The sequence below is a fragment of the Roseovarius nitratireducens genome (assembly GCF_002925845.1).
GTDB classification, from domain to species: Bacteria; Pseudomonadota; Alphaproteobacteria; order Rhodobacterales; family Rhodobacteraceae; genus Roseovarius; species Roseovarius nitratireducens.
In genome coordinates this window covers 48,857-69,381 of sequence record NZ_PDNI01000018.1, presented here as the reverse complement: position 1 = coordinate 69,381, position 20,525 = coordinate 48,857, and the positions used below count along the sequence as shown (strand labels likewise).

The following is a 20,525-nucleotide window of genomic DNA, read 5'->3' as shown; positions in this document are numbered from 1 at the left end:
TGTGTCATGCGCCGCACCGGTTGAGGGGCCTCGCGGGAACGTGACGGCGGGCGGGCGCCTGTCGCCACGTCGCGCTTTACACCTGAACCGAACGGTTTATCCTTTCGCGTGAGAGCACCGGAAAGGACCCCTGCATCATGCGCCTGACCGTCAACGGCACCGAGCACACACTCGACGACCTGGAGCCGGAGATGCCGCTTCTGTGGGCGCTGCGCGACGTGCTGGGCGTCCACGGGCCGAAATACGGCTGCGGCATCGCGGAGTGCGGGGCTTGCACGGTACATATCGACGGGCAGGCCGTGCGCTCCTGCCAGGTGCCGGTGGGCGATGTCTGGGGCGATGTGACCACCATCGAGGGGCTGGGCACGCCCGGGGCGCCGCACCCGGTGCAGGCGGCGTGGATCGAGGCACAGGTGGCGCAATGCGGATATTGCCAGTCAGGGCAGATCATGCAGGCGGCAAGCCTGCTGGCCGAGGTGCCGGAGCCGAGCGATGCCGAGATCGACGACGCGATGTCGGGCAACCTGTGCCGTTGCGGCACCTATCCGCGCATCCGCGCGGCGGTGAAGGCGGCGGCCCGCGCCATGCGCGAGGGCACCTGAGATGGGGCGGGCAAAGACCATCGCGCGGCGGACATTCCTGGTCGGGTCGGTGGCCGTCGCGGGCGGCGTCGCCTTTGGCGTCTGGCGCATGCGGACGCCCTATGACAACCCGCTCATGGCCGATCTGCCCGAGGGGGCGGCGGCGCTGACGCCCTATGTGCGGATCACCGGGGATGCGATCACCCTCATCACCCCGCGCGCCGATGTGGGGCAAGGCGCGGTGTCGGTGCAGGCGATGCTCATCGCCGAAGAGCTGGACGTTGACCCGGCGCAGGTGGCGACCGAGTTCGGACCGCCCGACCGCGCCTACTGGAACACCGCGCTGTCGGACGAGGCGGTGCCGTTCCGATCCACCGACCAGGGCTGGCTGGCCGAGAGCGCGCGCGACGTGATGGACGCGCCGATGAAATTCCTCGGCATGCAGATTACCGGCGGCTCGACCACCGTGCCCGACGGGTATGAAAAGCTGCGCCGCGCGGGGGCCGTGGCGCGCGAGACGCTGAAGGCGGCGGCGGCGCGCCTGCACGGGCAGCCCGTTGACCGGCTCGGCACCGAGGGCAGCGCAGTGATCCTGCCCGACGGCACGCGGCTGCGCTACGAGAGCCTGGCCGCCGAGGCCGCGCGGACCGAGCCGGTGACGGATGTGGTGCTGCGCGACCCATCGACGTGGCGGCTGGTGGGACAGCCCGTGCAGCGCGTGGATATCGTGGCGAAATCCACCGGCCGCCAAGCCTATGGCATCGACGAGGAACAGCCCGGGATGCTGCATGCCGCGATCCGGCTGAACCCGGCGCAGGGGGCGGCGTTGCGCGGCCTTGACGCGTCGGAGGCCAAGGCGATGCGCGGGGTGAGGAAGATCGTCGAGGTGCCCGGCGGCGTCGGCGTGATCGCCGACAACACCTGGCGCGCGATGCAGGCGGCGCAGGCGATCAAATGCGACTGGGCCCCGGCCCCCTACCCTGCCGGGATGGAGGGCCATTGGCAGGCGCTCGCGGAGAGCTTTACCCCCGAGCGGCAGGACAGCCGGTTGCGCGACGAAGGCGATGTGGAGGCGGCGTTGGACGGGGCTGCGGATATCGACGTGGAATATCGCGCGCCCTACCTCGCCCACGCGCCGCTGGAGCCGCTCAATACCACCGTCCGCTATTCCCCGGAGCGCACGGATATCTGGACGGGCACGCAGGTGCCGCGTTTCGTGCAGGGCAATGCCGCCGCGATCACCGGACAGGATGCGGACGATGTGCACGTGCATGTGCGCGTCGCCGGGGGCAGCTTCGGCCACCGGTTGGAGGACGCGGTGGTGCGCCACGCCACGCACCTGGCCATGGCGGTGCCGGGGCAGCCGGTGAAGCTCACCTATTCGCGCGAGGAGGATATGGGCCACGAGTTCCCCCGTCAGATCGCGATGGCACGGGGGCGCGGGCGCGTGTCGGGGGGCCGCGTTGTGGCCTATGACCTTGGCATCGCCATGCCCTCGATCATCGCCTCGCAGATGGGACGGCAGGCGATCCCCACGCCGGGGCCCGATCTGCAGATCGTCGCGGGCGCGTGGGATCAGCCCTTCGCCATCCCCGAGTACCGGGTGACGGGATACCGCGCGCCGGCGCTTGCGCCGGTCTCAAGCTGGCGGTCGGTCGGGGCATCCACCAACGGGTTCTTTCACGACTGCCTGCTCGACGAGTTGATCCACGCCGCCGGGGCCGACCCGCTGGAAGAGCGGCTGCGGCTGTGCAGCCACGCGCCGTCGCGCGCGGTGCTGGAGGCGGTGGGCGAGATGTCGGGCTGGGGCGGCGCGCTGAACGCCGGTCAGGGGCGCGGCATCGGGTTCTGCCTGTCGTTCGGGGTGCCCTGCGCGCAGGTGGTGGAGGTACGCGAGACAGGCGATGGCCTGCGGGTTGCCCGCGTCTGGGTGGCCGCCGACGTGGGACGGATCGTCGATCCGGTGAATTTCGAGGCGCAGATGCAGGGCGGCGTGGTCTGGGGCCTCGGCCACGCGATGCACGGGGCGCTCACCTATGCGGATGGTGCGGTGGAGCAGCAGAATTTCGACACGTTCCGGTCCATGAGGCTCCGTGAGTGCCCGGAGATCGTGGTGCGGGGGCTGGAGACCGCCGGGAAGATCCGCGGGATCGGCGAGCCGCCGGTGCCACCCGCCGCGCCGGCGCTTGCCAACGCGATCTTTGCCGCCACGGGGCAGAGGCTGCGCGAGATGCCGTTTGACCGGGAGGTGGCGTTCGTCGGCTGAGACGGGGGCAGGCCAACGGGCGCGGGTTGTTTTGGGCTGGAGCGGTCGTTGAGCACAACGCTTGAGGAGCCGCGCAGCGCCTGACCGCCGGGTGGGCGCAAACTCGATTACGCTCTGCGATTTATGGTGCAAGATACTTCTGCGATCATAGCTACTTGCAACGACGAAGAGCGCCCGCCCGAGGGGGCGGTCGGGCGCTGCGCGGCGGCGCGTTCCGCGCCTTGATTCCGCGCAAGTGGGCCAAGACCGGAAGGTCCCCTCCAGGCCAGAACCACCGCGCCCGCCGTCGCCCCCTTGCCCCTGCCCCGCGCCGGTGGTTCAAGGGATCATGCCACAGATACTGACCACCCTCGCACTGCTGGCGCTTGCTGTCCTCTGGGGGCTGGCGGCGCAGGCGGTGGGCACGCCGCTGCCGTTCATGCTGGGGCCGCTCGTGGGCGCGGCGCTCATTGCCACGGTGCTGCCGCACAGGCTGCCCGAGGGGTACCGGTTCCCGACAGCGCTGCGGATCGGCTTCATCGCGATCATCGGGTTGATGATCGGGGCGCAGGTGACGCCCGCGCTGTTTTCGGATGCGGGGAACTATGCGCTGAGCTTCGGGGCGGTGACGCTGTTCGTGGGGCTGGCGCACGGGTCGGGCTATGCGATCTACCGCCGCCTCGGCGGCTATGACCCCGTCACCGCGTTTTACGCGAGCGCGCCCGGCGGGCTCTACGAGAGTATCGAGATGGGCGCGGCGGCGGGGGCGGACGTGACGCGGCTGATGATGCAGCAATTCCTGCGCATCATCGTGGTGGTGACGGTGCTGCCACTGGGCCTGTCGCTGTGGCTGGGCGGTCCCGTGGGCTCGGCTGGGGGCGTGACGCTGGCGCGCGGCGATGTGCCTTGGTCCAACCTGCCGGTGATCGCGCTGGCGGTCATGGGCGGCGTGGTGCTGGGCCGCGTGCTGCGCCTGCCCGCCGGGCAGATGACCGGGCCGATGGCGCTGGCGGCGGTGCTGTCGCTCACCGGGTGGCTGAGCCTCGAGGTGCCGCAATGGCTGGTGAACGTTGCGCAGATGGTGTTGGGCACGGCGCTGGGGATGCGGTTCACGGGGATGAGCCGGGCGCTGCTGGCGCGCGGGACGGGGCTTGCGCTCATGGCCGTGGGGGCAATGCTGGCGATCGGGGGCGCGCTGGCGGCGGGGCTGCACGCGCTCACCGGCGAGGCGGTGGATGTGCTGGTCATCAGCCTCGCGCCCGGAGGCGTGACGGAAATGGCGCTGGTGGCGCTGAGCCTCAACGCCAATCCGGCATTTGTCACGCTGCACCATATCTACCGGATCGTGCTGACCGTGCTGGTGATCGGGGTGCTGGCGCGGTTCACACCCGGACGCCGCGACGCCCCGCGAGATCGGTGAAGAACTGCCACGCCACGCGGCCCGAGCGCGCGCCGCGGGTGGCCTGCCATTCGATCGCCTCGGCGCGCAGCGTGTCGTCGTCGATCGCGACCCCGTAGGCATCGCAATAGCCCCGGATCATCGACAGGTAGGCATCCTGATCGCAGGGATGGAAGCCGAGCCACAGGCCGAACCGGTCCGACAGCGACACCTTTTCCTCGACCGCCTCGGAGGGGTTGATCGCCGTGGAGCGTTCGTTCTCGATCATGTCGCGGGGCATCAGGTGGCGGCGGTTGGAGGTGGCGTAGAACAGCACGTTCTCGGGCCGTCCCTCGATCCCGCCGTCGAGCACGGCCTTCAATGATTTGTAATGCTCGTCGTCATGGCCGAAGCTGAGATCGTCGCAGAAGAGCAGGAAGCGTGCATCCGCGCCGCGCAGAAGATTGAGCAACCGGCCCACCGAGGGCAGGTCCTCGCGCTGCAATTCCACGATCTTGAGCGGCAGCCCCCCGGCCTGCACGACGGCGTGCACGGCCTTGACGAGGCTCGATTTCCCCATGCCGCGCGCGCCCCAGAGAAGCGCGTTGTTGGCCGGCAGGCCGCGGGCGAACTGGCGTGTGTTCTCCAGTAGGATATCGCGCGCCCGGTCGATCCCCACGAGGAGCGACATGTCCACCCGATTGACCGTCGCGACGGGCTCCAGCCGGTCAGGCGAGACGTGCCAGACGAAGGCGTCGGCCGTGTCGAAATCCGGCGCGGTGAGCGGCGCGGGGGCCATCCGTTCCAGCGCCGCGGCGATCCGGTCGAGCGTGTCGGTCGTCATTCAGGTCTTGTCCTTGTCCTCGTCGGTCCCGGCGAGCGGATCGTCGTCGACATCCTCATCGTCGGCGACATCTTCGTCGTCGTCATCGTCGAACCAAAGGCCCTGTTCGCGCAATTCCGCCTCGCGCTTCTTCTCGACGCGCTGCACAAGCTGGATCGACACCTCGTAGAGGCCGTAGACCACGACAAAGAGGATGATCTGGGTGATGACATCCGGCGGCGTCACCAGCGCGGCGAGGAGCAGGATGCCCACAACCGCGTATTTGCGCACCGAGCGCAGGCCCGGCGCGCTGACCAGCCCCGCCTTGCCCATCAGCGTGAGCAGCACCGGAAGCTGAAAGCACAGGCCGAAGGCGACGATGAACTTGATCGTGAGGTTGAGATATTCCTGCGCCGAACCCTGGAACACCACCGAGAGCGGCGCGGCATTCTGCCCGCCCTCCACGGCCTCGCCCTCGCCGCCGAATTGCTGGAAGCCGAGGAAGAAGTCATAGGCCAGCGGCGTGACGACGTAGAAGGCGAACGCCGCGCCAAGAAAGAACATGAACGGGGACGCGATGAGGAACGGCAGGAACGCGCCCTTTTCCGAGCGGTAGAGCCCCGGCGCCACAAAGCGCCACATCTGGTTGGCGATATAGGGAAAGGCGAGGATGAACCCGCCCAGAAGCGAGACCTTGATCGCGACGAAGAAGCCCTCTTGCGGCGAGATGAAGATCAGGTCGCAATCCTGCCCCCGGTCGGCCAGCACCTGGCACAGCGGCGCGGTGAGGAAATTGAAGATCGGAGTGGCGATGGTGAAACAGATCACCATCCCGACGATGAAGGCCAGCACCGAGTGGATGAGGCGCGTGCGCAGCTCGGCCAGGTGTTCGATCAGCGGGGCGCTGCTGTCCTCGAGCTCGTCATCGCGCATGCTCATGCCTTGTTCTTGGCCTTGTTCCCGGCCTTGCTCCCGGCCTTGTTCCCGGCCTTGCTCCCGGCCTTGTTCCCGGCCTTGTTCCCGGCGCTGTCATCAGCGGGCGCGGCGGTGGCGGTTTCCGTCGCAGTGTCCGAAGGTGCGGCCTGCGCCTCTGCCTTTGCCTTTTCCTCGGCCTCGGCGGCGCGACGGGCGTTGGCCATTTCGGTGGATTTCTCGCGAATCTTGTCGGCGGCGGCCTGACGCTCGGGATCGAGCGGCGGGCGGGCGGCCTTGTCGATGTCGCGGGCCACGCCGTCGGTGGTCTTCTTGACCTCGTTCATCGCCGTCTTCATGGGATTCGAGGCGGCCCTGAACGATTTCTGGATGTCGCCCACGCCGGACTGATCCGCGGCATCGTTCATCGCACGGCTGAAATCGCGCGCCATGCCCTTGGCCTTGCCCACGAACTTGCCCAAGGCCTGGAACATGCCGGGCAAATCCTTGGGGCCGACGACGATCAGCGCGACAATGCCGATGAGCAAAAGCTCGGTCCAGCCCAGGTCGAACATGGGGGTATCAGACCTTGTCTTTTTCTTTGCCCTTGTCCGCGGGCGTCACGTCGCGCGCGGCCTCGGTGGATTCGGTCTCGTCCTCGAGCTCCTTGGTGCCCTCGGACACGCCTTTCTTGAACGAGGTGATCCCCTTGCCGACCTCGCCCATCAGCGACGAGATCTTGCCGCGCCCGAAGAGCACAAGCACCACCACGGCGATGAGCAGAAGGCCCGGAAGGCCGATATTGTTGAGCATCTCTCTTCTCCCTAGTCACGGGGGACGCGCCCCCGGCAACATCATTGGCCTTATCTAGACATTCACTGCGGCGGATGAAAGCACCAATCCGCGTCCGCCTCCACGAATCCGCGGCGCTCAGTCCTCTCCCTGTGCCTCGGCGCGGCTCTTGCCCGAAACGTTGAGCGCGAGGGTCGCGGCCATGAACGGGTCGAGATCGCCGTCGAGCACGCCCTTGGTATCCGAGGTCTCGTGCCCGGTGCGCAGATCCTTGACCATCTGGTAGGGCTGCAACACGTAGGACCGTATCTGGTTGCCCCACCCCGCGTCGCCCTTGCTGTCATGGGCCTCGTTGATGGCGGCGTTGCGGCGGTCGAGTTCCTGCTGGTAGAGCCGCGATTTCAGCGCCTTCATGGCGATGTCGCGGTTCTGGTGCTGGGATTTCTGCGAGGACGTCACCACGATGCCGGTGGGGATATGGGTGATCCGCACCGCCGAATCGGTGGTGTTGACGTGCTGCCCGCCCGCGCCCGAAGAGCGGTAGGTGTCGATGCGGATGTCGGCGGGGTTCACCTCGATCTCGATATTGTCGTCCACCACCGGATAGACCCAGACGGAGCAGAACGAGGTGTGCCGCTTGGCCGCCGAATCGAAGGGCGAGATGCGCACGAGCCGGTGCACGCCCGATTCGGATTTCAGCCAGCCATAGGCGTTGTGGCCCGATATCTTGTAGGCGGCGGACTTGATCCCGGCCTCTTCGCCGGGCGATTCCGACTGCAATTCGACGGTATAGCCGCGCTTTTCCGCCCAGCGCACATACATCCGCGCCAGCATCGCCGCCCAATCGCAACTCTCGGTGCCGCCTGCGCCTGCGTTGATCTCCAGGAACGTGTCGTTGGCATCCGCCTCGCCGTCGAGCAGCGCTTCGAGCTCCTTGGCGGCGGCGGTTTTCGCCAGCGAGCGCAGTGCCTCCTCGGCCTCGGCCACCACCTCTTCGTCGCCCTCGGCCTCGCCCAGCTCGATCATGCCAAGCTGATCCTCGAGCTCCTGCTTGATGGTGTCATGGGTGGTGAGCGCATCGACCAGCGCCTGCCGGTCGCGCATGAGCTTTTGCGCCTGCGCGGGATCGTCCCAGAGCGTAGGGTCCTCGACCCGGGCGTTGAATTCCTCTAGCCGGTGGCGCGCGGTCTCCCACCCCAGCCGCTGGCGCAAAAGCTCCAGCGACTTCTCGATCTCGGTCAAAAGGGTCTGGGTCTCTGCGCGCATCGCATCCATCCTGTCGGCTCGGGTGGCGGTGATAGCCCAGTGCGCGGGGCTGAACAAGGTGGCGTGGACACGGGGGCCTTGAGCGGACTGGCGGGGCACAGCAATGAGCTGCGCATTGGCACCAGGCCGCGACCCTCCGCTTCAGGCCCAGACACGGCCTTCGCTGCCCCCGACCGCTAATTCCCGAACAGGCTGCGCAGGATGGTCTCGATCGGGTTGCGACGGTCCACCGGCGCGCGCTGTTGCGGAAGCGGCTCTGACGAGCTGGAACGGGGCGCCGGGCGCTGCATCGGCAGGGGCTTGGGCGGCAGGCCCTCGTGGACGCGCGTCATCGTCTCGCGCCATATCTCGGCGGGCAGCCCGCCGCCCGTCACCCCGGTGAGCGGGGTGTTGTCGTCATAGCCCATCCACACGCCCGCCACGTAATCGGCGGTGAAGCCCAGGAACCACGCATCGCGGGCGGCCTGCGTGGTGCCGGTCTTGCCAGCCACCTCGCGGCGCGGAAGGCGTGCGCGCTGCCCGGTGCCCGCCTCGACCACGCGGCTCATCATGTAAACGAGTTCGCGCGCCGCGCTCTCGCGGATTACCCGTTCGCCGATCCCGGTCTCGCGCGACATCAGCGGTGTCTGCTCGCCCATGAGCCGCAGCTCGGTCAGGCCATAGGGCGTGACCGAAGAGCCGCCGTTGAGGATGCCCGCATAGGCGCCGGTCATCTCCAGCAGCGTGCTCTCGGAGACACCGAGCGCCAGCGCCGGGCCGTCCGCGAGATCGCTTTCGATGCCGAAGTCGCCCGCCACGCGGCGCACCTTGTCGAGGCCCGCGCGCCTGGCGATCTTGACCGCGGGCACGTTGATCGACTGGGCCAGCGCCTGCGTGAGCGTCACCCGGCCCTTGTAGTCGCGGCTGTAGTTTTCCGGGCACCAACGGCCCGAGCCGGGGATATCGAGGCAGTAGGGCTCGTCCATCACCACGGTGTTGGGGTCGAACCCCAGCTCGAGCGCGGTGGCATAGACGAAGGGCTTGAAGGCGGAGCCGGTCTGGCGTTTCGCCATGGTGGCACGGTTGAACGCGCCGATCACGGTCGTGTCGCGCCCACCGACCATCGCGCGCACCGCGCCATCCGCCGACATCACCACGATGGCCGCCTGCGCCTTTGATTCCTCGCGCACCTTGTCGGTGAAGGTGCTCTTCATCGCCGTTTCGGCGGCGCGCTGGATGCGCTGGTCGAGCGTGGTGCGGATGATGACATCCTCTGTGGTGTCGCGGGTCAGGAACTCGGGCCCGGAGCCCATCACCCAGTCCGCGAAATAACCGCCGGCCTGCTGCTCTGCCGCCTCCGAGAGTTGTGCGGGGCGGGCCAGCGCCGCCTCGGCTTGGTCCGCGCTCAGATAGCCCTGCCCCCGCATCAGCCCGATGACCACCGAAGCGCGGTTCTGCGAGCGGGCAAGGTTGGCGGTGGGGGCCAGCGTCGAGGGCGCGGTCAGAAGCCCCGCGATCATCGCCGCCTCCGACGGGTTCAGCTCGGCCGCGGACTTGCCGAAATAGCGCTGCGCCGCGGCCTCGGCACCGTAGGCCCCTGCCCCCAGATATGCGCGGTTGAGATAGATCGTGAGGATCTGATCCTTGGTGTATTTCGCCTCCATCGCCAGCGCGTAGACGGCTTCGCGCACCTTGCGCCAGATCGAGCTGCGCCGGCAGTAGGAGACATACTCGGCCTCGCTCTTCCAGCGGGTCTCGTCATAGGTCTCGCCAAAGCACAGCAGCTTGGCGGTCTGCTGCGTGATGGTCGAGCCGCCGTTGCCGGAGAGCGGCCCCCGCCCCTCGCTCAGGTTGATGCGGATAGCGCTGGCGATGCCGATGGGATCGACGCCGGGGTGGTAGTGAAAGCGGCGGTCCTCGGTCGCGATGACGGCATCGCGCAAATGCGGGCTGACCGTGTCGACGGTGACAACGCCGCCGAACTGGTCCCCGCGCCACGCGAACACCTCGCCATCGCGATCGAGAAGCGTCACCGAGCCGCGCGCGCGCCCGTCCATCAGGGTCTGGTAGGCGGGCAGCGTGGTGTAGGTATAGGCTACCGCGAGCCCGGTAACGAGCAACACGACCACGCCCACGCGCCAGCCGATCCCCCAAACCAGCCGCCACAAGAGCCGCAGCACCGTCCGCATCAGCCGCACCAGCGGGTTGCGCGACCGCCTGCGCGGCGCGCGGCGGGTGCTTTTGCGCGCACGCCCCCCGCCTGCGCGTGAGCGTTTGGGGGCCGCGAGCGGCGGTTTTCGTCGTCCTGAATTGCCCATGCCTGCCCTGCCCGGCCGCGTTTCTCTGCACGCACTCTAGCGCGGGCGCGCGGGAATGTAGAGACCCCGGCCCGCGTTGCGTGCGTTCTCATTGTGCATAAAAATTAAGCATACCATTCATTACGCCCAAATTTTGAACAATTCAAGCGCATCCCCGCGCCGGAAATCCCTCATTTCCCTTTCCCAAACAGGGGCAGAACGATTTTTCTGCACCTGCAAAGCGCACGGATCACGCGCGCCAACCGAAAGGGGAAGACGTGAAACTCATCATCGCAACGATCAAACCATTCAAGCTCGAGGAGGTCCGCGAGGCGCTCACCGGCATCGGTGTCCGCGGCATGATGGTCACCGAGATCAAGGGCTTCGGCGCACAATCGGGCCACACCGAGATCTATCGCGGGGCCGAGTATGCCGTGAATTTCGTGCCCAAGATCAAGCTCGAGGTCGCCGTGTCGGCCGGGATGGCCGACCAGGTCGTGGAGACCATCACCAAGGCCGCGCGCACCGGCAAGATCGGCGACGGCAAGATCTTCGTGCTCGACATTCAGCAGGCCCTGCGCGTGCGCACGGGCGAGACCAACGAGGACGCGCTTTAAGAGCGCGCGAGGGAAAGGACAAACCAATGAAATCGACACTGACACTCGGCCTTGCCGCGACGCTTCTGGCGCTGCCCTCGATGGGGGTTGCACAGGAGGCGGCAGAGGCGGCCGCACCCGGGTTTGACGAGATCGGCCCATACATCATGACCACCCTGCTGTTCTGCATGGCGGGCTTTCTGGTGTTCTTCATGGCCTGCGGCTTTGCCATGCTCGAAGGCGGACTGGTGCGCTCGAAGAACGTCACCATGCAGATGACCAAGAACATCGCGCTCTATTCGGTTGCCGCGATCATGTACTGGTTCATGGGCTTCAACCTGATGTATCCGGGTGACTTCAACGGCTATGTCGGCAGCTTCTTCGTGCCGACAGTACTGGACCCGGTGGGGGTGGCCGCCGCCGATGCCGCACTTGATTATGCGTCGATCGGCTCGGACTTCTTCTTCCAGCTCGTGTTCGTGGCCGCGACCGCCTCGATCGTGTCCGGTGCATTGGCCGAGCGGATCAAGCTCTGGCCGTTCCTGGCCTTCGTGGTCGTGCTGACCGGCGTGTTCTACCCGATCTCGGGCTCGTGGCAGTGGGGCGGCGGCTGGCTGTCCGAAGCGGGCTTCTCGGACTTCGCCGGCTCGACCATCGTGCACTCGGTGGGTGGCTGGGCCGCGCTGGCCGGTGCCATCGTTCTGGGACCACGCATCGGCAAATACGGCAAGGATGGCAAGGTCATCCCGATCCCGGGCTCGAACCTGGCACTGGCGACTCTGGGCACGTTCATCCTGTGGCTGGGCTGGTTCGGCTTCAACGGCGGCTCGCAGTTGGCGATGGGCACCGTGGGTGACGTCTCGGACGTGAGCCGCATCTTTGCCAACACCAACATGGCCGCCGCGGCCGGTGCCGTGACCGCGCTGATCCTGACGCAGGTGATGTATAAAAAGCCCGACCTGACAATGGTGCTCAACGGTGCGCTGGCGGGCCTTGTGTCGATCACCGCCGAGCCGCTGGCACCGACGCTGTTCGGCGCACTGTGGATCGGGGCCGTGGGTGGCGTGATCGTGGTCTTTGCCGTGCCGATGCTCGACAAGCTCAAGATCGACGACGTGGTCGGGGCCATCCCGGTGCACCTGTTCGCGGGCATCTGGGGCACCATCGCCGTCATCTTCTACAATGGCGACGCGAGCCTCTCGACGCAGCTTCTGGGCATCGCCGCCTACGGTGTGTTTACCTTCGTGGCCAGCTTGATCCTGTGGTTCATCCTGAAGGCAACCGTCGGTATCCGTGTCGGCGAGGAAGAAGAGATCAACGGTCTCGACATGGCCGAGCTGGGCATGGAGGCTTACCCCGAGTTCTCCAGGGGCTGAGACCTCCTCTTCCCTGTCAGCCCTGAGAGAAACCGGCCCCGGGCGTTCGCGCCCGGGGCCTTTTTCCGTGTCCGGCAGGCTGGCAGAATCGCCCGATGCCATGCTAAGTATTGCGGCATGAACAGGCCGAACCCCAATATAAGCGCCCAACGCCCCGCGATTCGCCAACTCGACGAGGCCGCGATCAATCGCATCGCCGCAGGCGAAGTGATCGAGCGGCCCGCCTCGGCGGTCAAGGAGCTGGTAGAGAACGCGCTCGACGCGGGCGCGCGCCGGATCGAGATTGCGCAGGCCGATGGCGGCAAGACGCTGATCCGCGTGAGCGACGATGGCTGCGGCATCGCACCCGATGACCTGGCCCTCGCGCTGGCACGCCACGCCACGTCCAAGATCGACGGCTCCGACCTGCTCGACATCCATTCCTTCGGCTTTCGCGGCGAGGCGCTGCCCTCGCTGGGCGCGGTCGGACGGCTGAGTGTCGCCGCGCGGGCCGAGGGGTTTGATGCGGCCGAGATCGCCGTGGCGGGCGGGCGGATGAGCGCGGTAAAACCGGCGGCGCGCGGGCGCGGCACCACGGTCACGCTGCGCGATCTGTTCTATGCCACGCCCGCGCGGCTCAAGTTCCTGCGCTCCGAACGCGCCGAGGCGCAGGCCATTTCCGATACCGTCAAACGCCTCGCCATGTCGGCACCACAGGTGGGATTTGTGCTGCGCGACGTGTCGGGCGGCGGCGAGGGGCGCGTGACCTTTCGCGCCGACGCTGAGCCGGGCGACCTCTTCGACGCGCTGGAGGGGCGGCTGCGGCGTATCCTCGGGGCCGAGTTCGCCGATAACGCCATCCGCATCGACGCCACGCGCGAGGGGTTGCGGCTGTCGGGATTCGCGGCGCTGCCCACCTATTCGCGTGGCGCGGCGGTGGCGCAGTACCTCTTTGTCAACGGGCGGCCCGTGCGCGACCGGATGCTCATCGGCGCGCTGCGGGCGGGCTACCAGGATGTGCTGGCGCGCGACCGGCACCCGGCGGCGGCGCTGTTCATCGACTGCGAGCCAAAGCTGGTCGACGTGAACGTGCATCCCGCCAAGGCCGAGGTGCGGTTCCGCGAGCCGGGGGTGGCGCGGGGCCTCGTTGTCTCGGCGCTGCGGCACGCGCTGGCCGAGGCCGGGCACCGGGCGTCCTCGACCGTGGCGGGGGCGACGCTGGGCGCGATGCGGCCCGAACCGACGGGCGCGCGCGTCTACCAGATGGATCGCCCGTCGGCACAGGCGCGCGGGGCCGCCTACCAGGCGCAGGCACCGGGATTCGCCGAGATGGCCGGGGACTGGAGTGCGCGGGTCGAGGACGCGGCCCCGGCGACGGATAACACGCCCGCCACCGCCCTCCCGCTGGGGGCCGCGCGCGCGCAGGTGCACGAGAACTATATCATCGCCCAGACCGACACCGGCATGGTCATCGTCGATCAGCACGCCGCCCATGAGCGGCTGGTCTACGAGCGGCTGAAGGGTCAGGCTGCGGAGAGGGGCATCGCCGCGCAGGCGCTGCTCATTCCCGAGGTGGTGGAATTGTCGGAAGCCGACTGCGCCCTGCTTGGCGAGCATGCCGGCGATCTCGCCACGCTCGGCCTCGGGATCGAGCCCTTCGGCCCCGGAGCCATCGTTGTGCGCGAGACACCCGCGATCCTCGGCGAGGTGAACGCCGAGGCGCTATTGCGCGACATAATCGACGAATTGCACGACGGGGGCGCAAGCGGTCTGCTCGGCGCGCGGATCGACGCGGTGCTGTCGCGCATGGCCTGCCACGGGTCGGTGCGCTCGGGCCGCCGGATGAGCGGCGACGAGATGAACGCACTGCTGCGCGAGATGGAGCGCACGCCGCTCTCGGGTCAGTGCAACCACGGGCGACCCACCTATGTGGAGTTGCAACTAACTGACATCGAACGGCTTTTCGGGCGCACATGATCCAGATCGGTCCCTATTCGCTCGACCCCGCCGAGCCGCTCACCCTTGCCGCGCTGATCGGCGGCGGGGCGTTGTTGCTGATCCTTCTGCTGCTCCTCCTCGCGCTGCGCGCCGCCGCGCGCACGGCGCGGATGACCGAGCCGCTGGCCTGGCAGATGACGCATCTGGGCGAGCGGGTGCAGGGGCTGTCGGACGGGCAGCACCAGTTGGCCGGGGGGCTTAACCATGTGTCGGAGGCGCAGGCCTCGGCGCAGGCGCACATGCTGCAACTGATGGAAAAGCGGCTGGCGCAGGTGACCGAAAACATGAGTGAGAACCTGCAGGGCTCTGCCCGGCGCACGGCGCAATCCCTGGGCGAATTGCAGCAGCGATTGCAGGCGATCGACAAGGCGCAGGACAACATCACCAAGCTGTCGGGCGACGTGCTGTCGTTGCAGGACATCCTCAGCAACAAGCAGACACGCGGGGCATTTGGAGAAATCCAGCTCACCGATATCGTGACCAAGGCGCTGCCGTCGGACAGCTATGCGCTGCAGGCGACGCTATCCAATGGCAAGCGCGCCGATTGCCTGATCCACCTGCCCAACCCGCCCGGCCCCATCTGCATCGACAGCAAGTTCCCGCTGGAGGCCTACGAGGCGCTGCGCCGGGCCACCACCGATGCGGAGGTGACAGAGGCCGGGCGGCTCTTGCGTAACTCGTTGAAAAAACACATAAAGGATATTGCGGAGCGCTATATCATCGAGGGCGAGACCGCCGATGGCGCGCTGATGTTCCTGCCTTCCGAGGCCGTCTATGCCGAGTTGCACGCCAATTTCCCGGAGGTGGTGCGCGAGGGGTTCGCGGCGCGGGTGTGGATCGTGTCGCCGACCACATGCATGGCCACGCTGCACACCATGCGCGCCATCCTCAAGGACGCGCGGATGCGCGAGCAGGCGGGGGCAATCCGGCGCGAGCTGGGGCTCTTGTTCGCGGATGTGGACCGGCTGGGCACGCGAGTGGAGAACCTCGACCGGCATTTCCACCAAGCGGCCAAGGACGTCTCGGAGATCAAGATTTCCGCCGACAAGGCCGGGCGGCGGGCGCGGCGGCTCGATAATTTCGACTTCGAGGAACTGGCCCCGGAGAGCGAGAGCGCGCTGCCGGTGCCGGGCGCGGGGACGGCGGGGGACGGGTGAAAACCGCTGGCTGTGGCGCGTCGGTATTTCGCCGGTATCGCGTCGGTGGCGGGCGCACGGGGGGCGAACTTGTCCCATGATGCTTTTTTCCATTCCCGCGAAAGGATCGCACCATCAAACCATGGGATCAAACGCCTTGGCTCCACCATTTCTCGTTCAGGTGTTGTTACTCAGGGATCGGGTCCGTTCACGGGATCACCTGTTGTTCGGTTGTGCGAAATCCGCCCTGCCGCGCCGCCGTTTCCCGATCCGCGACGCGATGAAGGCTCCGACAAACGCGCCTGCCCCGTCGGCCAGCAGATCGCCCCATGACGCCGCGCGGCCCATGAACGGCTGCACGATCTCGATGATCCCGCCATAGGCGAGCGCGGCGAGCGCCACGCCCCGCCAGAGATGCGGGAAACGCCATGCGAGCGGCGCGCTCACCACGGCGAAGGCCACGAAATGCGCCAACTTGTCGAACCCGGGTATGCCCACTGGCCCCGAGGCCTGCGGGATGAGGGTCAGCAGTGCGATGACGAAAACGATAAGGACGGTCAGGGCGTGGGCCATGACCGCCTTGCTAGTCGTCCCCGGCGTGCGGGGCAAGCGGGGCTTTAGAAGTCGAACAGGTCTTCGAGGAACCCGCCGCGTTTCTTGCGCGGTTTGCCGCCGTGATCGTCCCGATAATCACCACCGTGGTGGTCGCGTGGCGGTGGCGCGTCCGCCACGGCCGAACGGTCGATGATCTTGTCAAGCTCGCCCCGGTCGAGCCAGACGCCGCGGCACTTCGGGCAATAGTCGATCTCGACCCCGGCGCGCTCGGCGAGAACCAGTTCGGTTCCGTCAATCGGGCATTGCATCGGTATCCTCCTGTCCGTGTTGGTCAACACGTCAGGTGGTGCCAGGGCGGCCGTTTGGCAAGCTTTCCGGTCAGCGGATCACATGCACCGCGCAGGCGGCGTGACGGACCACCTTGGCCGCGGTCGAGCCCAGGAGCAGATCCTGCATGCCGGGACGGTGGCTCGCGATCACGATGCAATCGGGCTTGTGGCTCTCGGCCCAGTCCAGGATGGTGCGCGCCGAATGTCCTTCGATCACGTGGGTGCTCGCGTCCGGCAGGTCGGCGGCCAGTTCAGCGAGGCGCGCTTCAATGGTTTTGCGCGTCTCGCTCTGGTAGCCGGCAGGCAGGTAGGAGGCGGCGTAGCCGGGCACCTGCTCGATCACGTGCAGCAGGCTGATATGGCCATTGTCGTCCGCCAGAAGGCGCGCAACGGCGAAGGCACCGGCGCTGTCGCGCTCGACATCGAAGGAAACGGGTACCAGAACGTGGGAATACATGGGGTTGGTCCTTTCGCGTTGTTTTGCCGCAGTCTCGCCCGAACGGGGCCTTGTCGCCTTGATCCAGATCACGACTCGCGCTCACTCTTGCGCGCGCATCTGTTCGGCGATCTGTGCCGCCCATTCGCCGATGATCGGCAGGAACTCGATCTTGCTGAGCGACCAGACCACCACCGACAAGAGCACCGTCGCGCCCAGCACAGTGCCCAGCCCCAGCACCATCCCGCGCGCGAAATTGAACGCGAGCAGGCGCGGCAGGTTGTTGTGGATGCGCACGAAGCGGTGGCTGTTGAGGCGTGCCAGCTCGATGCGCAGGGCGCGGATCTCGCTTGTGAGATCGTCGTTTTCCGGCGGCTGCCCGCTCATTAAAAAACGACCGCCACGTCATACATGACCGGCTCGAATCCCTTGCACAGTTCGTTGATGTGGCGGTTGCGCCTGCGCATCTCCTCGCCGCGCAGCATCGCCTGAAAATCCTCGCGCGCGCGCCATTGCGAGTAGCTGGCGATGCGGGTCTGCGCGTCGTTCACGTGCAGCGCCGCCGCGATGAAGCCGGGCTGTTTCGAGATCACCTCGCGGTAGGCATCGGTGAGCAGGTCGAGCAGGTCCTGGCAGGTGCCGGGCGTGACCTCGAAGGTGGTGAGAACGGTCTGGTGGGTGTTGTCGGAACTGATGGTAAGCATGGCGCTGTCCTCCTGTTGACTGGGTAGCACGCCCCGGCGCGCCGGTAAATTCCGCGCCGGTCTTAACCTTCGGTTTACCCTTTTTGACGACGGTCAAGGTGGAGGTTGCCATGCCCGGACGCTTGCTTGCCATTCTCGCGCTGCTGCCGTGGCTTGCCACGGCGGTCCTCGGCGGGGCCTGGCCGCGTGCCGAGGGCGAGGGGTTCCTCGCGGCATCCGGGACGGTTGAGGGGCCAGATGAATTCGGCCTCTACAGTCAGAGCTTCAGCCTCTTTGCCGAATATGGGGCGACCGAGCGGCTTACTTTGGGGGTCGATCTCGGTGGCGACGCGGGGCGCATGTCCAAGGCCATCGCCTTCTTGCGCTGGCCGCTTGGCCGCTCCGAGCGCCAACTCCGGGTGGCGTTGGAGGTCGGCGCGGGCCAGGTGGATCAGGAAGCCGCCTTGCGCCCCGCTTTCTCGGTCGGGCGTGGCATTTCCATCGGTGAGCACCACGGCTGGCTCAATGCCGACACCCGGGCGATCCTGTTCGACGGTGGCACGACGGCCTACGAGACCGACCTCACCGCCGGGCTGTCGCTCGGCGCGCGCGTCAAGGGGATAGTGCAGCTTCAGGCCGGGGCACCGGCACGGGGGCGCGACTACCTGCGCCTCGCCCCCTCCGTCGTGTACGAGGCTCGGCCCGGCACGCAGATCGAACTCGGGCTGACCGAGCCGCTAACGGGCGGCGGCGAGCGTGGGTTCAAGATTGGCCTGTGGCGCACCTTCTGACGGCTCAGAGCGCGTCGTCGATGCGCACCTTCAGGATTACCTTGCCCGACACAGCCTGCGGCCAATGCAGGTTGACCCGGTCGTTCTCCGGGCCCTGCCGTGCCTCGAACCATGGGCTGGCATGCACCGCATCGCCGATACCGTTGCGCAGCGCGCCCTCGGGCAACACCGATTCAACCACCTGCGCCCACGCCCCGAACGGCAGCCGCGGCGCTGGCGTCACCACCCACGTGGCCGCCGCGCTGGCCTCGACATGCTCCATCACCAGCGGGCTCTGCGCGTGGATATCCACGTTGTGAAAGCTGTTCTCGGCAAAGGTGATGTTGCGCACGCGGTCGTAATCGAGATCGGCAAAGCTCGTATCCACGGCCTCCACCCGGTCGATCGAGCCGATTGCGCGGAATGTGTTGCCGGTCACCGTCATGCCATCGAGAAAATGCCCCGGCCCGTGCGGCTTGACCGTGATGTAGGTAAACCACGGCGCCATGTCGCTGGCGAGAAACACGTTGCCGGTGACGCTCAGCGCGCTGAACGAGAATTCGCTGGCGAAATCGGGGGCGGAATCGTGCTCGTTGCCCCATTCGATGAAGCAGTTGTCGATATAGTTGCCGGTGATCGTGCCGCGATTGTTGGTGCGGGTCAGCACATAGCCCGCGCTGCGCACCCCACCCGAGGCGGAATCACCCTGGAAAACGTGGTTGCCGCTGATGAGCGAGCTTGACCCGGCCATCACCGCGAAATGCCGGAAGAAGGTCGCGCGGTTGTCGCGCACCTTGAGGTCGTTGGCATTGGCGTTGAAACCGATGGTGCGGCGCTGGTTCACCAGCAGCGGGGCCTCGTCCGAGATGAACTGGCAGCGGTCGATCATCATGCCCTGGTCGCCCTCGCCGTGGCTGGTGATGCCGCGATCCTTGGGCCGTGTGACGAAACAGTCGCGAAAATGGTTGGCCGAGCCCTGTGGCGGCAACAGCACGCCGCTGCAATCGCCCGTGCACTGGAAATCCACCTCCGAGAAGACCATTCGCGACACGTCCTGAAAGCCGCTGAAATCCAGCATGTACTTGAACCGCCGGAAGGTGAAGACCTGCGTGCCCGCCGCGTCAAACAGCGGCTGGCTCAGTGTGATCCGCCCCGCCGCCACGTTGCGCGCGGTGACATAGACCTCGCGGCCCACGCCGTTGCCCTCCACCAGCGCGCCCACCGGCACGTTGGCCACGTCGACCACGCCGGTCAGCTCCTTCACGGCGGTTTCGGGATTGTAGGTCGCCTGCGAGGTGAAAACCTCGGTATCGAAGGCGGGCGTGGGAAAGACCGAGAATTGCCCGTTCTGGATCACGTGGCGCTGGTTGTAGGTGGTGCGGTTGCCAACGGCGGCGGCCATGTCCACCGGTTCGCGCAGCGCGATCTTGCGCCCGGCAAGATCGAGCGTCACGTGGCCCGCATTGTTCAGGAGCGCCTGATACGCCTTCTTGAAGGCCAGTTCGCTGTCGCCGAAGGCGTCGATATAGGCGGGCAGGTCGTAATTCTTGGTCAGCGCGAGGATCGCCTCGTCGGGCATGACCAGCGTTCCCTCGAAGCGGATGCGGCTCTGAATCGTGGTGCTCTGGCCCAGGAAGTAGGTGCCCGCGGGCACGATGATCTCTCGGCCGCCCGCCACCGTATCGGCGGCCTCGAACGCGGCGTGATCGTCCGTTACCCCGTCGCCGATGGCACCAAAGTCGCGCACGTCCACGGTGGCGATCACGTCACGCAGGAAGAAGCGGCTCACGTCCTCGATCTCGATATCGTCGATCCGCACCACACCTCCCGAGGGGCCGGTGAGGTCGATCCCGAAATGGCCGAAAATGGCCTGCGGACCCCAGACCATGTCCACGCCGGCGCGCTGCCCGGTGCCGACGATGGCCGTGATCTCGACCACCTCGCCATACGTGGTCAGCGTCACCTGCGGCCCGGTCACCACCACGCCGGGCAGCGCCCCGCCGCCCGCATCCCCGGCGAAGGCGGCGATGCGCACATCGGGCAGATTGCCCGCGACCGCCTTCACACGCGCGCGGACGCGCAGGTAACAGCCCGGCAGGATCGGCGTCTCGCCCATGTAGCGCAGGCGCTGAACGCTTTCGACCTTCTGCAATTCCAGCGCGCCGCCGAAATCCTGATCGGCGGGCACAAAGGCCGCGTTGGGCGCGTTCTCGTAAGTGTCGGATCCGGGCCGGCCATCGCCGCTCGACCATTGATCGAGCCCCGCCGCAAAGGGCTGGGGCATGAAGACGATGCCTTGGGTGATTGCCTTGTTCATGGGGGTCCCTTTCCATCTGCCGCTTGCGGGCCGCGTGACGGGAAAAGGAGCTATCAACGCCCGGTTAACCGGGTCTC

At 67.2% G+C, this 20,525-nt stretch carries 20 protein-coding genes; 8 read left to right on the top strand and 12 right to left on the bottom strand.

Annotation, left to right across the window (positions count from 1 at the left end; genetic code table 11):
- Nucleotides 1-137: 137 nt before the first annotated feature.
- From CRJ03_RS03245 to CRJ03_RS03235, 3 genes are all read left to right on the top strand, one after another.
- On the top strand, nt 138-602 hold the full coding sequence (locus CRJ03_RS03245; RefSeq protein WP_104017487.1) for a (2Fe-2S)-binding protein: 465 nt from the start codon (nt 138-140) through the stop codon (nt 600-602).
- A gap of 1 nt (nt 603) precedes the next feature.
- Nucleotides 604-2,847, top strand: a complete 2,244-nt coding sequence (locus CRJ03_RS03240; RefSeq protein WP_104017486.1) for a xanthine dehydrogenase family protein molybdopterin-binding subunit — start codon at nt 604-606, stop codon at nt 2,845-2,847.
- Between the two features lie 328 nt (nt 2,848-3,175).
- The gene (locus CRJ03_RS03235) at nt 3,176-4,246 is read left to right on the top strand and encodes an AbrB family transcriptional regulator (protein ID WP_104017485.1); all 1,071 of its coding nucleotides are present in this window, start codon (nt 3,176-3,178) and stop codon (nt 4,244-4,246) included.
- On the opposite strand, the gene CRJ03_RS03230 is transcribed toward CRJ03_RS03235, so the two are convergent.
- From CRJ03_RS03230 to CRJ03_RS03205, 6 genes are all read right to left on the bottom strand, one after another.
- The gene (locus tag CRJ03_RS03230; protein WP_104017484.1) at nt 4,209-5,048 is read right to left on the bottom strand and encodes an ATP-binding protein; all 840 of its coding nucleotides are present in this window, start codon (nt 5,046-5,048) and stop codon (nt 4,209-4,211) included. The two genes, CRJ03_RS03235 and CRJ03_RS03230, sit on opposite strands and share 38 nt — an antisense overlap.
- The gene (gene tatC, locus CRJ03_RS03225; RefSeq protein WP_104017483.1) at nt 5,049-5,966 is read right to left on the bottom strand and encodes a twin-arginine translocase subunit TatC; all 918 of its coding nucleotides are present in this window, start codon (nt 5,964-5,966) and stop codon (nt 5,049-5,051) included.
- Nucleotides 5,963-6,514, bottom strand: a complete 552-nt coding sequence (gene tatB, locus CRJ03_RS03220) for a Sec-independent protein translocase protein TatB (RefSeq protein ID WP_104017482.1) — start codon at nt 6,512-6,514, stop codon at nt 5,963-5,965. The genes tatC and tatB overlap by 4 nt, the downstream gene beginning before the upstream one ends.
- A 7-nt stretch (nt 6,515-6,521) precedes the next feature.
- Entirely contained in the window at nt 6,522-6,752 is a 231-nt protein-coding gene (locus tag CRJ03_RS03215) for a twin-arginine translocase TatA/TatE family subunit (RefSeq protein ID WP_104017481.1), read from the bottom strand.
- 117 nt (nt 6,753-6,869) lie between these two features.
- Nucleotides 6,870-7,997 (bottom strand): peptide chain release factor 2, encoded by a 1,128-nt coding sequence (prfB, locus tag CRJ03_RS03210; protein WP_104017480.1) that lies wholly within the window; start codon nt 7,995-7,997, stop codon nt 6,870-6,872.
- 176 nt (nt 7,998-8,173) lie between these two features.
- Nucleotides 8,174-10,294: a transglycosylase domain-containing protein gene (locus tag CRJ03_RS03205; RefSeq protein WP_104017479.1), complete on the bottom strand. Its 2,121-nt coding sequence runs from the start codon at nt 10,292-10,294 to the stop codon at nt 8,174-8,176.
- A gap of 257 nt (nt 10,295-10,551) precedes the next feature.
- Between CRJ03_RS03205 and CRJ03_RS03200 the strand changes: the two genes are divergently transcribed.
- From CRJ03_RS03200 to CRJ03_RS03185, 4 genes are all read left to right on the top strand, one after another.
- Nucleotides 10,552-10,890 (top strand): P-II family nitrogen regulator, encoded by a 339-nt coding sequence (locus tag CRJ03_RS03200; protein ID WP_104017478.1) that lies wholly within the window; start codon nt 10,552-10,554, stop codon nt 10,888-10,890.
- Between the two features lie 26 nt (nt 10,891-10,916).
- Nucleotides 10,917-12,245, top strand: a complete 1,329-nt coding sequence (locus CRJ03_RS03195; protein ID WP_104017477.1) for an ammonium transporter — start codon at nt 10,917-10,919, stop codon at nt 12,243-12,245.
- A 117-nt stretch (nt 12,246-12,362) separates the two neighbouring features.
- Nucleotides 12,363-14,201, top strand: coding sequence for a DNA mismatch repair endonuclease MutL (gene mutL, locus CRJ03_RS03190; RefSeq protein ID WP_104017476.1), 1,839 nt, complete (start codon nt 12,363-12,365; stop codon nt 14,199-14,201).
- Nucleotides 14,198-15,379: a DNA recombination protein RmuC gene (locus tag CRJ03_RS03185; protein ID WP_104017475.1), complete on the top strand. Its 1,182-nt coding sequence runs from the start codon at nt 14,198-14,200 to the stop codon at nt 15,377-15,379. The genes mutL and CRJ03_RS03185 overlap by 4 nt, the downstream gene beginning before the upstream one ends.
- A 195-nt stretch (nt 15,380-15,574) precedes the next feature.
- Here CRJ03_RS03185 and CRJ03_RS03180 read toward each other — a convergent pair whose 3' ends face one another.
- From CRJ03_RS03180 to CRJ03_RS03160, 5 genes are all read right to left on the bottom strand, one after another.
- The gene (locus tag CRJ03_RS03180) at nt 15,575-15,931 is read right to left on the bottom strand and encodes a VanZ family protein (RefSeq protein ID WP_104017474.1); all 357 of its coding nucleotides are present in this window, start codon (nt 15,929-15,931) and stop codon (nt 15,575-15,577) included.
- 44 nt (nt 15,932-15,975) lie between these two features.
- Nucleotides 15,976-16,221, bottom strand: a complete 246-nt coding sequence (locus CRJ03_RS03175; RefSeq protein ID WP_104017473.1) for a TFIIB-type zinc ribbon-containing protein — start codon at nt 16,219-16,221, stop codon at nt 15,976-15,978.
- 70 nt (nt 16,222-16,291) lie between these two features.
- Nucleotides 16,292-16,699, bottom strand: coding sequence for a universal stress protein (locus CRJ03_RS03170; protein ID WP_104017472.1), 408 nt, complete (start codon nt 16,697-16,699; stop codon nt 16,292-16,294).
- A gap of 81 nt (nt 16,700-16,780) precedes the next feature.
- On the bottom strand, nt 16,781-17,065 hold the full coding sequence (locus CRJ03_RS03165) for a DUF5665 domain-containing protein (RefSeq protein WP_104017471.1): 285 nt from the start codon (nt 17,063-17,065) through the stop codon (nt 16,781-16,783).
- Complete coding sequence (locus tag CRJ03_RS03160) at nt 17,065-17,382, bottom strand: antibiotic biosynthesis monooxygenase family protein (protein WP_104017470.1); 318 nt, start codon at nt 17,380-17,382, stop codon at nt 17,065-17,067. The genes CRJ03_RS03165 and CRJ03_RS03160 overlap by 1 nt, the downstream gene beginning before the upstream one ends.
- Nucleotides 17,383-17,492: 110 nt before the next feature.
- Here CRJ03_RS03160 and CRJ03_RS03155 point away from each other — a divergent pair, with 110 nt between their 5' ends.
- Nucleotides 17,493-18,152 carry a hypothetical protein gene (locus tag CRJ03_RS03155; protein ID WP_104017469.1) on the top strand — a complete coding sequence of 220 codons (660 nt, stop codon included), beginning with the start codon at nt 17,493-17,495 and terminating at the stop codon, nt 18,150-18,152.
- Nucleotides 18,153-18,156: 4 nt separating this feature from the next.
- Here the strand turns inward: CRJ03_RS03155 and CRJ03_RS03150 are convergent, their stop codons facing one another.
- Nucleotides 18,157-20,448, bottom strand: a complete 2,292-nt coding sequence (locus tag CRJ03_RS03150) for a glycosyl hydrolase family 28-related protein (protein ID WP_104017468.1) — start codon at nt 20,446-20,448, stop codon at nt 18,157-18,159.
- Between the last annotated feature and the right edge of the window lie 77 nt (nt 20,449-20,525).

Coding starts and splice junctions, on each gene's coding strand:
- CRJ03_RS03205 (WP_104017479.1), bottom strand. CDS start 10,294: ATGGGCAATTCAGGACGACGAAAACCGCCGCTCGCGGCCCCCAAACGC.
- CRJ03_RS03170 (WP_104017472.1), bottom strand. CDS start 16,699: ATGTATTCCCACGTTCTGGTACCCGTTTCCTTCGATGTCGAGCGCGAC.
- tatC (WP_104017483.1), bottom strand. CDS start 5,966: ATGAGCATGCGCGATGACGAGCTCGAGGACAGCAGCGCCCCGCTGATC.
- CRJ03_RS03215 (WP_104017481.1), bottom strand. CDS start 6,752: ATGCTCAACAATATCGGCCTTCCGGGCCTTCTGCTCATCGCCGTGGTG.
- CRJ03_RS03195 (WP_104017477.1), top strand. CDS start 10,917: ATGAAATCGACACTGACACTCGGCCTTGCCGCGACGCTTCTGGCGCTG.
- CRJ03_RS03150 (WP_104017468.1), bottom strand. CDS start 20,448: ATGAACAAGGCAATCACCCAAGGCATCGTCTTCATGCCCCAGCCCTTT.
- prfB (WP_104017480.1), bottom strand. CDS start 7,997: ATGCGCGCAGAGACCCAGACCCTTTTGACCGAGATCGAGAAGTCGCTG.
- CRJ03_RS03240 (WP_104017486.1), top strand. CDS start 604: ATGGGGCGGGCAAAGACCATCGCGCGGCGGACATTCCTGGTCGGGTCG.
- CRJ03_RS03175 (WP_104017473.1), bottom strand. CDS start 16,221: ATGCAATGCCCGATTGACGGAACCGAACTGGTTCTCGCCGAGCGCGCC.
- CRJ03_RS03180 (WP_104017474.1), bottom strand. CDS start 15,931: ATGGCCCACGCCCTGACCGTCCTTATCGTTTTCGTCATCGCACTGCTG.
- CRJ03_RS03185 (WP_104017475.1), top strand. CDS start 14,198: ATGATCCAGATCGGTCCCTATTCGCTCGACCCCGCCGAGCCGCTCACC.
- CRJ03_RS03155 (WP_104017469.1), top strand. CDS start 17,493: ATGCCCGGACGCTTGCTTGCCATTCTCGCGCTGCTGCCGTGGCTTGCC.
- mutL (WP_104017476.1), top strand. CDS start 12,363: ATGAACAGGCCGAACCCCAATATAAGCGCCCAACGCCCCGCGATTCGC.
- CRJ03_RS03230 (WP_104017484.1), bottom strand. CDS start 5,048: ATGACGACCGACACGCTCGACCGGATCGCCGCGGCGCTGGAACGGATG.
- CRJ03_RS03165 (WP_104017471.1), bottom strand. CDS start 17,065: ATGAGCGGGCAGCCGCCGGAAAACGACGATCTCACAAGCGAGATCCGC.
- CRJ03_RS03160 (WP_104017470.1), bottom strand. CDS start 17,382: ATGCTTACCATCAGTTCCGACAACACCCACCAGACCGTTCTCACCACC.
- tatB (WP_104017482.1), bottom strand. CDS start 6,514: ATGTTCGACCTGGGCTGGACCGAGCTTTTGCTCATCGGCATTGTCGCG.
- CRJ03_RS03235 (WP_104017485.1), top strand. CDS start 3,176: ATGCCACAGATACTGACCACCCTCGCACTGCTGGCGCTTGCTGTCCTC.
- CRJ03_RS03245 (WP_104017487.1), top strand. CDS start 138: ATGCGCCTGACCGTCAACGGCACCGAGCACACACTCGACGACCTGGAG.